The following is a 14783-nucleotide window of genomic DNA, read 5'->3' as shown; positions in this document are numbered from 1 at the left end:
ACGGTCCCGGCCGTCGGTGGTCAGGGCACGATGGGGCGGTGAGCGCACCCGAGGAGCAGCTGTGCCGGGCCCGCACCGAGACCCGGGCGCAGATCGCCGCGCTGACCGCGGACTACGCGGCGGTGGTCGAGGCCTCGAAGGGGTCCAACGCCGACGACGAGCACGACCCCGAGGGCCAGACGATCGGCTTCGAGAGGGCCCAGCTCGGGTCGGTCCTGGACCAGGCGCGCGCCCGGCTGGCCGAGCTCGACGCCGCGGTCGCCCGGGTGGCCGACGGCAGCTACGGCCGCTGCGAGGTCTGCGGCGCCCCGATCGGCGAGGCCCGCCTGGAGGCCCGCCCCGCCGCCCGCACCTGCATCGGGCACGCGTGACCGAGGTCAGGCCGTGGCAGCCGGGGGACGACCTCGACGGACTGCTCGGCGCCGGTGCCGATCCGCTGTGGGTGGCCCAGGGCCACGCGCTGCACGGGGAGGACCGGGACGGGGACCGCTGGCGGCGCACCCTCGTCGCGGTCGAGGACGGCGAGCCGGTCGGGGCCGTGACCGTGGCCCGGAACCGGGTGCACCCCGGTCGCTGGATCGTGAGCATCGAGGTCGCCCCGGCCCGTCGTCGGCGCGGGCTGGGCACGCTGTTGCTCGACCTGGCACGGGAGCTGCGGCCCGACGACCGGCCGTTGAGCGCGAAGGTCCGGCCACACCGCGCCGGCGGGGCGTTCGCCCGGGCCGCGGGAGCACGGACCTACCAGCACTGCGAGTGCGCACAGGTCCGCCCGGAGGCGCGGGCCTCGACCGCGCTGACGCTGACCGAGCGGCCGGTGCCCGACCTCGGCGCGCTGCTCAGCGCGCAGTACCGGTGGGTGCACGCGGCCTGGTCCCCGCTGGACGAGGGCATGGCCGGCTGGCTGGGCGGGGCGCTGGCCGCCGACGTCCTGTCCGACCTGTCCGCCGTCTCCTGGGCCGGCGGCCGGCCGGCCGCCCTCGCCGTCGCGTTCCCCGGCGCTCCGCACCTCGCGCTGCTGGCCGAGACCGTGGACGAGCACCAGCTGGACGGCGACCGGCACCTGGAGGCCGCGGTCCACCGCGCGTTGACCGCCTGCGCGCAGGCCGGCGTCGAGTTGGTGGAGTTCGACGGCCACGTCACCGACCCGCACCTGCACCCCCTGCTGCAGCGGCTTCCGCGGGCAGGGGAGGACCCGCTGCACCTGGTCGAGGTCAGCTGAGCAGCCCGACCGCCGTCCAGGCGAGCACGGCGCCGCCGAGCGCCCGCCGGAACGGGTTGACCCCGCGGAGCAGCTCGTCCCCGGCCCACCACACCAGCGCGACCCGGGTGCCCACGAACACCGCGGTGCCCCACGGCCCGCCGTCGACCACCTGCCGCAGCAGCGTCAGCGCCAGGAACACCCAGGCTGCGGCGTTGGGCCACTGCGCGACGGTCCAGTGCCGGTCGGATCGGGTGCGGTCGGCCAGCAGCCAGTCCAGCGCACCCTTCATCGCGGCTCGGCGGCCAGGAACGCCGGGTCGGTGAACAGCGCCGCGCCCGGCGTCGCCCCGCTCAGCGCGTCCGCGGCGAGCACCACCGCGGCCGCCGTCCAGGTGGTGCGCTCCACGGGCCACACGGCGTCGTCGGCGAAGACGTAGCCGGTCCAGTAGCCGCCGTCCTCGTGCCGCAGGTGCTGCATCGCGGCCAGCTGCTCGGTCGCGGCGTCGACCTGGCCGGCCGCGGCCAGGGCCATGGACAGCTCGCAGGTCTCCGCCCCGGTCACCCACGGCCGGTCGGCGACGCACCGCGCGCCCAGGCCCGGGACGACGAACGAGTCCCAGGAGGCGGCCAGCCGGTCCTCGGCCGCGGCGCCGGTCAGCGCCCCGCCGAGCACCGGGTAGTACCAGTCCATCGAGAACCGCGACCGGTCGTCGAAGGCGCCGGGGTCCCCGACCAGGGCGGCCCGCAGCCGGTCGGCCGCCGCCGCCCAGTGCGGCCGGGTCTCGCCGACCCGGTCGGCCAGCGCGAGCCCGCAGCGCAGCGACTGCAGCAGGGACGACGACCCGGTGAGCAGGGCGGTGGTGTCCGGCGCGCCGTCGGGACGCAGGGCCCAGCCGACCGCGCCGGAGGGCAGCTGCATCCGGCAGACCAGGTCCAGCGCCCGAGTCACCGCGGCCCACCAGCGGGTGCCGGGCGAGCCGGTGACCAAGGCGTGGTGCAGGGCGCCGACGGCGAGGTAGCCGGCGTGGGCCGCCTCCACGCCGGGCGCGGTGACCGCGCCGTCCCGCCACTCCGACGGGAAACCGCCGGAGGGCAGCTGGCGCGCGGCCAGCCAGTCCAGCGCCGCGGCCGCCTCGTCGACCAGCCCGCCGACGGTCAGCGCCATCGCGGCCTCGACGGAGTCCCAGGCGTCCAGGGCACCGCCCCGCCACCACGGCAGCATGCCGTCGGCGGCCTGCTCGGCGGCGACCGCGGCCACCGTCGCCGCGACGTCCTCGGCCCCCAGCACGCCGGGGACCTCGGGCAGCAGGGTCACCAGGGCTTCGTGGCGTAGACGACCAGGCTCTTGCCGATCACCGGGTCGAGCACCTTCTCCGCCGCCCGGGTCACCCACGGCCGCGTGGTCAGGTCCCACACCAGCAGCCGGTGGTAGGCCCGCACCGGGGCGGGGGAGCGGTCGACGCCGACCGCGCACTTGAGCCACCAGTAGGGCGCGTGCAGCGCGTGCGCGTGGTGGCTGGAGCCGGGCAGCAGGCCGACCTGGGCCAGCCGCGACCGGACCTCGGCCTCCCGGTAGATGCGGATGTGCCCGCCCTCGTTGGCGTGGTAGGCGTCCGACAGCGCCCAGCACACCCGCTCCGGCCCGTACCGGGGCACCGTCACCGCGACCCGCCCACCGGGCTTGAGCACCCGGGCGATCTCGGCGAAGGCGGTCAGGTCGTCGGGGACGTGCTCGAGGACCTCGGAGGCGATCACCCGGTCGACCGACGCGTCGGGCACCGGCAGGTGCAGCAGGTCCCCGCGCACCGCGGTGGCCGACGCCCCGACCGGCGCCTCGCCGGCCTCGGCGATGGCGCCCAGCCACTGCTGGGTGGTGACCACCTCGTCCGTGCCCCAGTCCAGGGCGACGACGGCGGCGCCCCGCCGGTAGGCCTCGAAGGCGTGCCGGCCCTCGCCGCAGCCCAGGTCCAGCAGGGTCTGCCCGGCCCGGACGTCGAGCCGGTCGTAGTCGACGGTCAGCACGGCGCCGGCACCCCCGCCAGCACCTGCTCGTACCAGGCGGCGGTGCGCTCGGCGGTCGAGCGCCAGGTGAAGTGCTCCAGCACCCGCGCCCGCCCGGCGCGGCCCAGCTGCTCCTGCAGGCCGCGGTGGTCCAGCACCTGCGCCAGCGCACCGGCCAGCCGGTCGACGTCCCCGGCCGGCACCTGCACCGCGGCGTGCGGGCCGACCACCTCGGGGAGCGCGCCGGCGTCCGTGGTCACCAGCGGGGTCGCGCAGGCCATCGCCTCGACCGCCGGCAGCGAGAACCCCTCGTAGAGGGAGGGGACGACGGCGACCGTCGCCCGCTGCAGCAACCCGACCAGGTCGGCCTGGGGCAGCGGGCCGGTGAACCGGACCGCCCCGGCCAGCGACAGCCGCTCCACCGCCGCCGCCGCGGGGCCGCCGGGGCGCGCCGAGCCGACGACGGTCAGCCGCACCTCGCGCTCGGTGCGCAGCTTGGCCACCGCCTCCAGCAGCGGCACCAGCCCCTTGAGCGGGACGTCGGCCGAGGTGGTGACGACGACGTGGTCGGCGTCGCGGGGACCATCGGCGGGGGTGAACACCGCCGGGTCGATGCCCACCGGGACCACCTCGACCCGCTGCGCCGGCACACCCATCAGCCGCTGGATGTCGCCCCGCGAGCTCTCCGAGACCGTGGTGAGCGCGGGCAGCCGCCGGGCGACCCGGGCCTGCATGCCGGTGAAGGCGTACCAGCGCCGCAGCGTCAGCGACCGGCGGAAGGACGCGTGGGCCAGCTCGAGGTCGCGGTCCACGGCGACCGGGTGGTGGACCGTCGCGACGGTCGGCAGCCCGGTGCGCAGCAGGCCCCAGCCCAGGCACTGGTTGTCGTGCACCAGGTCGAAGTCGCCCCGCCGGGCCCGCAGCAGCCGCGCGGCGCGCAGGGAGAAGGTCAGCGGCTCGGGGAACGCCGCGGTGCACATCTGCCCGTACTCCAGGACGTCGACCCAGTCGCGGAACTCCCGCAGGTGCGGGCGGCGGAAGGGGTCGGGCTCGCGGTAGAGGTCCAGGCTGGGCAGCCGGGTGAGCGGCACGCCGTCGTCCAGCTCCGGGTAGGGCTGGCCGCTGACCACCTCGACCCGGTGGCCCAGCTCGCGCAGCTCCCGGGACAGCGCCCGGACGTAGACGCCCTGCCCGCCGCTGTGCGGCTTGGAGCGGTAGGACAGCAGTGCGATGCGCAGCGACCGTCCCATGCCGCGGACTGTAGCCAGCGGGTGTGACGGGCCCGTGCGAGCGCCTACCGTGGGGTGATGCGCCGTACCCCGCTCCTGCTCGCCGCCGCGTCCTCCGCCTCGCTGCTCCTCGCCGGGTGCGGTGCGTCCAGCACCGTCGCGGCCCAGGACGCCGCCCAGGTCGCCCCCGCCGCGGCCACCGAGGACGCCCCCGCGCTGGCCGACGGGCTGCTCCCGGCCGACCGGTTCGCCCCCGGCGGCACGGTCACCCAAGTCACCGGCGACGAGTTCGCCGGGCTGCTGGGCGACCACCACGGGGCACCGGCCGACGTCACCGTCACGCCGCAGGCCTGCGTCGACGCGCTGGCGGCCGCCCGCACCGCGCTGGGCGACCCGTCCGCCGTCGTCGACGTGGCCGGCCAGTACACCCGCACCGGGTTCACCGGCACCGCCGAGGTGCTGGCCACCGGCGGGCCCGCCGCGACCGTCGTCGGCACGCTCACCGACGCGGTCGCCGCCTGCCCGACCGCCACCGTCGCCACGCCGATGGGCCAGGCCGTCGTCACCTTCGGCGCCGTCACCACCCCCGACCTCGGCGACGCCGCCGCCGTCGTGCCGGTGACCGTCTCGCTCACCCGGGAGCAGGGCCCGACCATGACCGGCTCGGCGCTGCTCGGCCTGGTCTCCGACGGCGACCGGGTGCTCGGCCTGGCCACCGGCGGCCTGGGGACGGCGCCCGACGCGGCGGCCTTCGACACCCTGCTCGCCGACGCCGCGCAGCACGCCGCCGACACGCTGGGGTGAGGCGCGACCTGCGCATCCGTGGTCGGATGGGCAGGTGCTGAGCCCACGCCGCCCCCTGCTCGTCCTGGCCGCCGCCCTCGCCGTCGCCGGGTGCAGCAGCACCGTCGAGGGGACCGCGTCGCCGGCGCCCACCACCGGTTCCCCGAGCTCGTCGGCGCCGTCCTCCAGTGACCCGGCCCCGGGCGGCGGGGACGACCTGACCGCCGGGCTGCTGCCCGAGGACGCCTTCGGGGCCGGCGCGGTCGTGGCCCCGGTGAGCCAGAGCGACCTGGAGGCCGGTGCCGCCCTCGGCGCGGACCTCGAGGGCGCGACCATCACCCCGGAGAGCTGCGCCCAGGCCATCGCCGAGAGCCAGCCGTCGGTCGCCGACCTGACCGGGGTGGCCGCGCAGACCGCCACCTCGGGCACCACGGTCGTCGCCCAGCTGCTCAGCACCGGCACGCCGGGTGACCCGGTGGCCGAGCTGGCCGGCGCGGCCACGGCCTGCCCGCAGGCCACCATCACGTCCCCGCAGATCGGCACGGCGACCATCACGCTGTCGGCGCTGCAGGTGCCCCCGCTGGGCGACGGCGCGGCCGGGCTGGCCTACACCACCACCGTCACCGCGCCCGACGGCTCGCAGATCGCCGTCCCCGCGCTGTACGCCGTCGTGGTCGACGGCGACCGGCTGCTGTCGATGATCAGCACCAGCATCGGCGGCTCGGTCGACCAGGCCGCGTTCACCGCCCTGGTGCAGCAGGCCTACGAGTACCAGGCCGAGCAGCTCGACTGAGCCCTAGCAGGACGCCGGCGGCGGAGTCGGCCGTCGTCCACACCGGGGACCGCCGTCCACAGATCCGGTGACCGCAGCTGTGGGCTCGCCGCCGGGCACGAGGGTTGCGGGCATGAGCCCTGACGACCCCGTCCACCTCGGCACCGGTGCCGAGCTCGCCGCCGCGCTGCCGCACCTGCTCGGCTTCCACCCGCAGGAGTCCCTGGTCCTGGTCGCGCTGACCGGCGACCGCGCCCGCCGCGTGGGGGTGACGCTGCGGGTGGACCTGCCGGGCCCGGTCGGCGCCGAGGACCTCGCCGACGACCTCGCCGACGACCTGGCCCGTGACGCGGTGCGCCGGCTGGGCCACGAACCCCCGGCCGCGGTCGTCGCGGTGGTGGTCACCGAGGCGCTCGACGAGGCGGTGCGGCTCGACCCGGCCGACCTGCTCGACGTGCCCGTGGCAGCACTCGACCCGGTCGGGCTGCGCCTGCTCCGCACGCGGGACGCCGCCGGGGAGGTGCCCGACCTGCCCGGCCGGGGGGTCGTGCACGCCGTCGCCCGGGTGCTCGCCGAGCGTGGGGTGCCGCTGCTGGAGGCGTTGCTGGTCCGCGACGGCCGGTGCTTCGACTACGACTGCACCGCCGCCTGCTGCGACCCCGGTGCCGGTCAGCCGCTGCCGACGGGCACCCCGGCGCTGGCCGCGGCCGCGGTGGCCGAGGGCCGCGTGGTGGCCACCGACCGCGCCGAGCTGGTCGCTCGGCTGGCCCCGGTCACCGGCCCGGCGGCGCTGGCGGTGCGCCGGGCCTGCACGGTCATCGGGGCCGAGCACGCCGCCGCGCTGGCCGAGCTGGGGTGGGCCCGGCTCGTGGAGCGGTCCTGGCGCCAGGTGCTCGACGGCGTGGACGCCCACCGGCCCGGCCGCACCGCGGCGCTGACCGACGACCAGGTCGCCCGGCTGGGCTGGGCACTGACCGACCTCGAGGTCCGCGACCGGTCGGCGGTGCTCGCGGTCGGCCCCGACGCCTGCGCCGCGGCCGCGCTGTGGACCGAGCTGACCCGCCGGCTGCCCGCCCCGCTGGACGCGCCGCCGGCGACCCTGCTGGCGGCCGCCGCGTGGGCGCGCGGCGACGGCACCACCGCCCGCACGGCACTGGACCGCGCGCTGGCCAGCCAGCCGGCCTACTCCCTCGCCCTGCTGCTGGCCGACGGGCTGGACGCCGGGCTGCCGCCGTCGGTGGTCCGCGAGTGGCTCACCGCGGCGGCGTCCCGGCCGGTCTCAGAGGAGCTCGGGGCGTGACCAGGCCTCGCCCAGGACGTGCTCGGCCAGGAACGCCAGCACCGTGGAGTACCAGACGGTCGAGTTCCCCGGCGTCAGCACCCAGTGGTTCTCGTCCGGGAAGTACAGGAACTTCGAGGGCACCCCGCGCTTCTGCAGGTCGTACCAGAGCCGCAGACCCTCGCCGATCGGCACCCGGTAGTCCTTGTCGCCGTGGATGACCAGCACCGGGGTGGTGATCGCGTCGGCGTAGCGGTGCGGCGAGTTCTGCTCGTAGCGCGCCGGCTCGGTGAGCGGGTCGCCGAACTCCTTCTCCCAGTAGAAGGCCGCGTCGGTGGCGCCGATGAAGCCGTCCAGGTGCCACAGGCTGGCGTGGGTCACGATCGCGTCGAAGCGGTCGGTCTGCGTGGCCACCCAGTTGGCCATGTAGCCGCCGAACGAACCGCCCATCGCCGCGGTGCGGGTGCCGTCGATCTCCGGCAGCTCGACCGCGGCGTCGGTGGCGGCCATCAGGTCGGTGTAGGGCGCCCCGCCCCAGCTGCCCCAGCCGCGGCGGACGAAGTCCTGCCCGAACCCCTGCGACAGCGCCGGGTTGGGCAGCAGCACCGCGTAGCCCTGCGCGGCCATCACCCACGGCAGCCAGCGCCACGACCAGCCGTTCCAGCTCATCAGCGGGCCGCCGTGGATCCACAGCAGCAACGGTGCCGGCTGCTCCGCCGAGGCGCCCTCGGGCAGCACCAGCCAGGACTGCACCTCGACCCCGTCGGCGGCGGTCGCCCGCAGCTCGCGCAGCGTGCCGGGCAGGGCGGCGACCGTGCCGGGGTTCGGCAGCGGGTCGGGCTGCTGGTCGGTGGCCGTCGGGTCCAGGCGCACCGGGGCCGCCGGGTGGTCGAACGCCGAGCGCAGCGCGTACAGCGCCGACCCGTCGCGGGCCACCTGCAGGTCGGAGTACGCGCCGTCCCGGGTCAGCCGCACCGGCTGCTCGCCGGGGACCACCCGGAACACCGCGTGCCGGCCGTCGTCGTCGGCCAGGAAGTAGACGGCCTCGCCGGCCGCGTCGAACTGCGGCGCCGAGGGCCAGCGGTCGAAGCCGGCGGTGAGGTCCGAGCTCGTGCCGGCGGCCACGTCGACCAGCAGCAGGGTGTAGTTCGGCGGTTCGGCCTGGGTGGTCTGCGACTCACGGGTGGCCACGAGCCGGGTGGAGTCGGGCGACCAGGCCGGCGAGCCGACGTCGGCGTCCTCGTCGTCGACCAGCACCCGGGTCTCCCCGGTGGCGGTGTCGGTGACCACCAGCCGGTTGCGCCAGGAGGCGCGGCCCTCGGGGACCTCCTCGGCGCGGGCGAGCCAGCGTCCGTCGGGGGACAGCGCCACGTCCGAGCCGGCGCCGTTGGGCGGCACCGCGCCGGGGGTGAGGTCGCGCCAGGTCGGCTGCGTGCCCTCGGCGGTGACCTGCCCGACGAAGAACGCCCGCGGCACGGCCGGCCCCAGGTCGTGGTCCCAGAACCGCACGGGGTAGCTCTCGTGCAGGATCGCGGTCACCCCGGCGTCGGCGCGGGCCTTGCGCCGGGCGTCGTCGGCCTGGTCGTCGTCGGTGCCCGGGGTCGCCGCGGCGAGCACCACGACGTCGCCGGTGCCGGCGGCCACCGACACCCCGCTGATGCCGTTGCGGCGGCCGAGCACCCGGCGGGCCTCGCCGCCGTCGGCGGCCAGGGCCCACAGCGACGCCTTCGGCTCGCCGGCGTCCTTGTCCGCGTCCGGGTCGGGCCGGGACGAGGTGAACAGCAGGGTGCCGTCGGGGGCGAACACCGGCGAGGACTCACCCGGGGAGCTCCGGGTCAGGCGGCGGGCATCCCGCTCCCCGGCCGGGTCGATCTCCCACAGGGCGGTCCGCCAGCTGGTCCGGTCCGGCGACAGCGTGGCCACCGAGGTGACCAGCCGGGAGCCGTCGGCCGACAGCGCCAGCCCGGAGAGCCGGGGCAGCGCCATCACGTCGGCCAGCCGCGAGAAGGGGGTGGTGCCGCTGTCCAGCGGCTGGTCGGCGACCTCGTCGACGAGGTGGACCGGTGCGTCGTGCGCGGGCGTCGTCACCTGCGCCAGCCTAGTGCGCAGATCGTGAGCCGGGCGAACGACTTGTGCTCAGTGCGCGGGGACGGGGTCCTCGGCGGGGGAGACGAACACGTGCTGGGCCACCCCCGGCGGCAGGACGGCGCCGTCGATGCTCACCGACCCGTTCGCCAGCACCGCCCGCACCGTGGAGCCCGGCCGCACGCCCTGGTCGGCCAGCGACCGCAGCAGCACCTGGTCCTCCTGCAGCTGCTCGCTGATCCGGCGCACCACGACCGGCGCGCCCTCGGGCGTGGCCGAGGTGGACAGCAGCGTGAGCGACTCCTGCTGGGCGACCGGGTCGGCACCGAGCGCGGCCAGGCCGGGGATGGGGTTGCCGAAGGGGGAGACCTGGGGGTTGCCCAGCAGGGTGAGCAGCTTGCGCTCCACGGCCTCGCTCATCACGTGCTCCCAGCGGCAGGCCTCCTCGTGCACGTCGGCGTAGTCCAGGCCGATGACGTCGACGAGCAGGCACTCGGCCAGCCGGTGCTTGCGCATGACCGCGGTGGCCAGTGCCCGGCCCTCCTCCGACAGCGCGAGGTGCCGGTCGCCCTCGACGGAGAGCAGGCCGTCGCGCTCCATCCGGGCCACCGTCTGGCTGACCGTCGGACCGCTCTGGTGCAGCCGCTCGGCGATCCGGGCCCGCAGCGGCGTGATGCCCTCCTCCTCGAGCTCGAAGATGGTCCGCAGGTACATCTCGGTGGTGTCGATGAGGTCGTTCACGCCAGGCTCCTCGGTGCAGGGGTCTGCCGCCCAGGGTACGGGGGGCGCGCCACCACCCCGGGCAGCGCGGACGGGGCGCGACGGGTGCGCCCGGGCGGTAGCGTCGCCGGCGTGATCAGGCGACGGAGCCGGGAGAGCACGCGGTGAGCGACGCGGTGAGCGTCGTCTGGGACGACGCCTACCTGGGCTACACCTGGGGCGGGGACCACCCGATGCACCCGGTCCGGCTGGACCTCACGATGCGGCTGGCCGACACCCTCGGCGTGCTGGCCGGCGACCGGGTCGACGTCGTGCGCCCGGAGACCGCCGGGGAGGACCTGCTCACCCTGGTGCACGACGCCGAGTACCTGGACGCCGTGCGCCGGGCGCCCGCGGACCCCGCCGGCGTCGGGCACGGCCTCGGCGGCTCGGACAACCCGGTGTTCGACGGCATCTACGAGTCCGCCGCGCTCATCGCCGGTGGCTCGGTCACCGCGGCGAGGCTGATCCACGAGGGCAGGGCGCAGCACGCGGTCAACATCGCCGGCGGCATGCACCACGCGATGCGCGGCTACGCCAGCGGGTTCTGCGTGTTCAACGACGCGGCGATCGCGATCGCCTGGCTGCTCGGGCAGGGCTACGAGCGGATCGCCTACGTCGACCTCGACGTGCACCACGGCGACGGCGTGCAGGCCGCGTTCTGGAGCGACCCGCGGGTGCTCACGGTGAGCATCCACCAGACCCCGCTCACCCTGTTCCCGGGCACCGGCTACCCCGAGGAGACCGGCGACCCGGACAGGGCCCCGGGGACGGCGGTCAACCTGGCGCTGCCCAACGGCACCGACGACTCCGGCTGGCTGCGCGCCTTCCACGCCGTCGTCCCGGGCGTGGTGAAGGCCTTCGCGCCGCAGATCCTGGTCACCCAGTGCGGCTGCGACACCCACCACGAGGACCCCCTCGCCGACCTCGGCCTCACCGTCGACGGCCAGCGCGCCTCCTACGCCGCGGTGCACCAGCTCTCCCACGAGGTCTGCGACGGCAAGTGGCTGGCGCTCGGCGGCGGCGGGTACGGCCTGGTCCGCTGCGTGCCGCGCGCCTGGACCCACCTGATCGCCGAGGCGTCGGGCCACCCGCTGGCCCCGGGCACCGCCATCCCCGACTCCTGGGCCCGCGACGTGCTCGCCAAGGGCCTGCGCATCGAGCCGCCGGGCTCGATGACCGAGGGCGGCTGGACCGGTTTCGCGCGCTGGGACCCCTTCACCGAGAACCGGGTCGACCGCGCCGTCACCCGCGCCCGCACCGCGGCCTACCCGCTGTTCGGCCTGGACCCGGACGACCCCCGTGACTGAGCCCGCCGCCGACCCCGCGGTCCCCGACGACCCGACACCCCCGCCGGGGTGGGAGGCCGACGTCGTGGCCGCCGACGGCGGCACCGTGCACCTGCGCGCGATCACCCCCGAGGACGCCGACGGCATCCAGGGCCTCATGGAGCGCAGCTCCGACCAGACCCGCTACTACCGGTTCTTCGGCCCGATGAAGCGGTTGAGCGACAAGGACCTGCACCGGTTCACCCACGTCGACCACGACAACCGGGTGGCCTTCGTCGTGCTGCTGGGCGACGAGCTCATCGGGGTGGGCCGCTACGACCGCTACCCGGGCACCGACGACGCCGAGGTCGCGTTCCTGGTCGAGGACGCCCACCAGCGCCGCGGGCTGGGCTCGGTGCTGCTCGAGCACCTGGCCGCGGCCGCCCGCGAACGCGGGATCACCCGGTTCGTCGCCGAGGTGCTCAGCCAGAACACCGGCATGGTGCGGGTCTTCCTCGACGCCGGCTACGAGGCCCGCCGCTCCTACGAGGACGGCGTCGTCCACCTGACCTTCCCGATCGCGCCCACCGAGCAGGCCCTCGCCGTCACCTACGAGCGCGAGCAGCGCAGCGAGTCCCGCTCCATCGGCCGGCTGCTCACCCCGCAGTCGGTGGCCGTGGTCGGCGCCAGCAACGACACCACCAAGATCGGCCACGCGGTGCTGCGCAACCTGCTCGACGCCGGGTTCGCGGGGCCGATCTACCCGGTCAACCCCGCCGTGCGGCACGTCGCCGGGGTGCCCGCGCACGCCTCGATCGAGGACATCCCCGACGACGTCGACCTCGCCGTCCTGGCCGTGCCCGCCGCCGAGGTGCCCGGCGTGGTGGAGGCCTGCCGGCGCAAGCGGGTCAAGGGCCTGGTGGTCATCTCCGGCGGCTTCGGCGAGACCGGGCCCGAGGGCCGCGCCGCCGAGCGGGAGTTCGTCGCCGCCGCCCGGGCCTCGGGCATGCGGGTCGTGGGGCCGAACTGCCTGGGCCTGGTCAACACCGACCCCGCGGTCAGCCTGAACGCCAGCCTCGCCCCCCGCGTGCCCGGCCGGGGCCGGATGGGGTTCTTCGCGCAGTCCGGCGCGCTGGGCGTGATGCTGCTGGAGCGGGCCAGCAACCGGGGGATCGGGCTGTCCAGCTTCGTGTCGGCCGGCAACCGGGCCGACGTCAGCGGCAACGACATGCTGCAGTACTGGGCCACCGACCCCGGCACCGAGGTCGTGCTGCTGCACCTGGAGAGCTTCGGCAACCCGCGCAAGTTCGCCCGCCTGGCCCGCCGGGTCGGCCGCGACAAGCCGGTGGTCGCGGTGAAGAGCGGCCGGCACGTCGGGATGACCGCGGGGCTGGCCGGCACCAGCGTGAGCGTGCCCGAGCAGTCGGTCGCGGCGCTGTTCGCCTCCGCCGGGGTGATCCGGGTGCAGACGCTGGCCGAGCTGTTCGACGTGGGCACGCTGCTGGCGCACCAGCCCCTGCCCGCCGGGCGCCGGGTGGCGATCGTCGGCAACTCCACCGCGGTGGGCGTGCTGGTCGCCGACGCCGTCCTCGAGCTCGGCCTGGAGCTGGCGCACGAGCGGCCGGTCGACATCGGCACCGGTGCACCGCCCGAGGAGTTCCGCGCGGCCCTGCAGGCCGCGCTCGACGACGACCGGGTGGACGCCGTCGTGGCCGTGTACCTGCCCGCGCTGGCGCACGACGCGGAGCCCTTCGGCCGGGTGCTGCGCGAGATCTCGGTCGGCGCGACCAAGCCGGTGGTGGCCAACTTCCTGTCCACCGACGGCATCCCCGACGTCCTCGTGGTCCGCGGCGAGGACGGCATGCCCGCCCGCGGGTCGGTGCCGTCGTTCTCCACGCCCGAGCGGGCGGTCATCGCCCTGGCCCGGGTCGCCGAGCACGCCGACTGGCGCCGGCGCCCGGTCGGCGAGGTGCCGGAGCTGGACGTCGACGAGGCCGCCGCCCGCGCGGTGGTCGACGGCGCCCTGGCCGGCGGCGGGGGCCGCGAGCTGACCGACGACGAGGTGATCGCGCTGCTGGCCGCCTACGGCGTGCCGCTGCTGCGCACCCGCCGGGCCGACGACGCCGACGCCGCGGTGGCCGCTGCGGAGGAGGTCGGCTACCCGGTGGTGCTGAAGTCGACCGCGCCCTGGCTGCGGCACCGCGCCGACCTGGGCGGGACCCGGCTGGACCTCCGGGACGCCGACGACGTGCGCGCCGGCTTCGAGGCCATCCCCTCCGACGACCCGGTGATCGTCCAGGAGATGGCGGCCCCCGGCGTCCCCACCGTCGTCGAGGTGGTCGACGACCCCTCGTTCGGTGCGCTGGTCAGCTTCGGCGTCGGCGGGGTGGCCACCGACCTGCTCGGCGACAGGGCCTTCCGCACGCTGCCGCTGACCGACACCGACGCCCACGAGATGGTGCGGGAGCCCCGGGCCTGGCCCCTGCTGGACGGCTACCGGGGCAGCGAGCCGGTCGACGTGGCGGCGCTGGAGGACCTGCTGCTGCGCGTCGCCCGGCTCGCCGACGACCTGCCCGAGGTGCTCGCGCTGTCCTTGGAGCCGGTCATCGTGGGCCCGGCCAACCCGTGGCACGGCGGCCGCTCGCTGGTGGTGGCCGGCGCCGCGGTCCGGGTGGGCCCGCCGACCGCCCGGGTGGACCCGGGGCCGCGGCGGATGTTCAGCGCCGCCGACGTCAGGTGAGCACGTTGACCGCGCGGGCCAGCACCAGCAGCACGACGACTAGGGTGATGGTCGACTCCACGGCCATGGCGGTCTTGGCGCTGCGGGTCAGCGGCAGCACGTCGGTGGGGCTGAACGCCGTGGCGTTGGTGTAGGCCAGGTACAGGTAGTCCCCGAACCGGGGCTCCCAGTCCGGCGGAGCCAGGTCCGGGCTCTGCATCTGGGGAAAGGCGAAGTCGGGGTGCGCCCGCGTGCCGGCGGCACGGGCGGCCGGCCCGCCCCGGTCGAGCTCCCAGAACACCAGGGCCGACGCCAGCACGGTGGTGGCCCAGATGCCCGCCCCCGAGGCCAGCAGGGTGGTCGCCGGGGTGTCGGCACCGGTGACCAGTTCGCGGACGAGCAGCACCGCGGACCACCCGGTGGACAGCACGACCAGGGCCAGCAGGGCGAGCGCGAGGCGGCGCAGCAGCGCAGACTCCCGGTCGATGCGCAGCGGGTTCGCGACCACGAGCGCGGCGAGCAGGGCCAACTCGGCGGCGGGCAGCACCCAGCCCAGCGCGGGGGAGACCCGGTCGGGCAGCGCCACCTGCAACGCGACGGTGCCGGCCACCGCGAGGGTGGCCGGCCAGCGGTGCTCCCCGCGGGTGGGACGGCGCCAGGCGGGTGGCCGGGCGTCGTCCACCGCGGA

Annotated in this window: 14 protein-coding genes; 7 read left to right on the top strand and 7 right to left on the bottom strand. The window is 76.5% G+C overall.

The annotated features are described in order from the left end of the window. Positions 1 to 38 precede the first annotated feature (38 nt). Positions 39 to 371, top strand: a complete 333-nt coding sequence (locus BLT39_RS11025; RefSeq protein WP_091062642.1) for a TraR/DksA family transcriptional regulator — start codon at positions 39 to 41, stop codon at positions 369 to 371. Continuing rightward, positions 368 to 1219 (top strand): GNAT family N-acetyltransferase, encoded by an 852-nt coding sequence (locus tag BLT39_RS22430; RefSeq protein WP_165640244.1) that lies wholly within the window; start codon positions 368 to 370, stop codon positions 1217 to 1219. The genes BLT39_RS11025 and BLT39_RS22430 overlap by 4 nt, the downstream gene beginning before the upstream one ends. On the opposite strand, the gene BLT39_RS11015 is transcribed toward BLT39_RS22430, so the two are convergent. Genes BLT39_RS11015 through BLT39_RS11000 form a run of 4 tightly spaced genes read right to left on the bottom strand, consistent with a single transcriptional unit; the run spans position 1212 to position 4451 of the window. After that, positions 1212 to 1490, bottom strand: coding sequence for a hypothetical protein (locus tag BLT39_RS11015; RefSeq protein WP_091062640.1), 279 nt, complete (start codon positions 1488 to 1490; stop codon positions 1212 to 1214). The two genes, BLT39_RS22430 and BLT39_RS11015, sit on opposite strands and share 8 nt — an antisense overlap. Continuing rightward, entirely contained in the window at positions 1487 to 2515 is a 1029-nt protein-coding gene (locus BLT39_RS11010; RefSeq protein WP_242658318.1) for a prenyltransferase, read from the bottom strand. The genes BLT39_RS11015 and BLT39_RS11010 overlap by 4 nt, the downstream gene beginning before the upstream one ends. Beyond that, the gene (locus tag BLT39_RS11005) at positions 2512 to 3222 is read right to left on the bottom strand and encodes a class I SAM-dependent methyltransferase (RefSeq protein WP_091062638.1); all 711 of its coding nucleotides are present in this window, start codon (positions 3220 to 3222) and stop codon (positions 2512 to 2514) included. The genes BLT39_RS11010 and BLT39_RS11005 overlap by 4 nt, the downstream gene beginning before the upstream one ends. Continuing rightward, entirely contained in the window at positions 3216 to 4451 is a 1236-nt protein-coding gene (locus BLT39_RS11000) for a glycosyltransferase family 4 protein (protein WP_091062637.1), read from the bottom strand. Before BLT39_RS11000 ends, BLT39_RS11005 begins: the two co-directional genes overlap by 7 nt. Positions 4452 to 4508: 57 nt before the next feature. On the opposite strand from BLT39_RS11000, the gene BLT39_RS10995 reads away from it, so the two are divergent. From BLT39_RS10995 to BLT39_RS10985, 3 genes are all read left to right on the top strand, one after another. After that, on the top strand, positions 4509 to 5234 hold the full coding sequence (locus tag BLT39_RS10995; protein ID WP_131801468.1) for a hypothetical protein: 726 nt from the start codon (positions 4509 to 4511) through the stop codon (positions 5232 to 5234). 34 nt (positions 5235 to 5268) lie between these two features. Next, positions 5269 to 6006, top strand: coding sequence for a hypothetical protein (locus BLT39_RS10990; RefSeq protein WP_091062633.1), 738 nt, complete (start codon positions 5269 to 5271; stop codon positions 6004 to 6006). Positions 6007 to 6118: 112 nt separating this feature from the next. Then, a complete protein-coding gene (locus tag BLT39_RS10985; protein ID WP_091062631.1) occupies positions 6119 to 7285 on the top strand; it encodes a DUF4192 domain-containing protein in 1167 nt (388 codons plus the stop codon). On the opposite strand, the gene BLT39_RS10980 is transcribed toward BLT39_RS10985, so the two are convergent. Next, positions 7265 to 9352 (bottom strand): S9 family peptidase, encoded by a 2088-nt coding sequence (locus tag BLT39_RS10980; protein ID WP_242658317.1) that lies wholly within the window; start codon positions 9350 to 9352, stop codon positions 7265 to 7267. The two genes, BLT39_RS10985 and BLT39_RS10980, sit on opposite strands and share 21 nt — an antisense overlap. A gap of 48 nt (positions 9353 to 9400) precedes the next feature. Beyond that, entirely contained in the window at positions 9401 to 10090 is a 690-nt protein-coding gene (locus BLT39_RS10975; RefSeq protein ID WP_091062629.1) for an iron-dependent transcriptional repressor DtxR, read from the bottom strand. Positions 10091 to 10233: 143 nt separating this feature from the next. On the opposite strand from BLT39_RS10975, the gene BLT39_RS10970 reads away from it, so the two are divergent. Further along, a complete protein-coding gene (locus BLT39_RS10970; RefSeq protein ID WP_091062627.1) occupies positions 10234 to 11418 on the top strand; it encodes an acetoin utilization protein AcuC in 1185 nt (394 codons plus the stop codon). Next, positions 11411 to 14116, top strand: coding sequence for a bifunctional acetate--CoA ligase family protein/GNAT family N-acetyltransferase (locus BLT39_RS10965; protein WP_091062624.1), 2706 nt, complete (start codon positions 11411 to 11413; stop codon positions 14114 to 14116). Before BLT39_RS10970 ends, BLT39_RS10965 begins: the two co-directional genes overlap by 8 nt. Here BLT39_RS10965 and BLT39_RS10960 read toward each other — a convergent pair. Next, positions 14109 to 14777 carry a hypothetical protein gene (locus tag BLT39_RS10960; RefSeq protein WP_091062622.1) on the bottom strand — a complete coding sequence of 223 codons (669 nt, stop codon included), beginning with the start codon at positions 14775 to 14777 and terminating at the stop codon, positions 14109 to 14111. The two genes, BLT39_RS10965 and BLT39_RS10960, sit on opposite strands and share 8 nt — an antisense overlap. Positions 14778 to 14783 lie beyond the last annotated feature (6 nt).

Source organism: Klenkia brasiliensis (genome assembly GCF_900100695.1).
Lineage (GTDB): Bacteria > Actinomycetota > Actinomycetes > Mycobacteriales > Geodermatophilaceae > Klenkia > Klenkia brasiliensis.
This window is presented reverse-complemented; position numbering and strand designations above follow the sequence as displayed.

What these genes read in the sequence shown, in the direction of transcription:
- BLT39_RS11015 (WP_091062640.1), bottom strand. Translation starts at nt 1,490, where the DNA reads ATGAAGGGTGCGCTGGACTGGCTGCTGGCCGACCGCACCCGATCCGAC.
- BLT39_RS11000 (WP_091062637.1), bottom strand. Translation starts at nt 4,451, where the DNA reads ATGGGACGGTCGCTGCGCATCGCACTGCTGTCCTACCGCTCCAAGCCG.
- BLT39_RS10995 (WP_131801468.1), top strand. Translation starts at nt 4,509, where the DNA reads ATGCGCCGTACCCCGCTCCTGCTCGCCGCCGCGTCCTCCGCCTCGCTG.
- BLT39_RS10985 (WP_091062631.1), top strand. Translation starts at nt 6,119, where the DNA reads ATGAGCCCTGACGACCCCGTCCACCTCGGCACCGGTGCCGAGCTCGCC.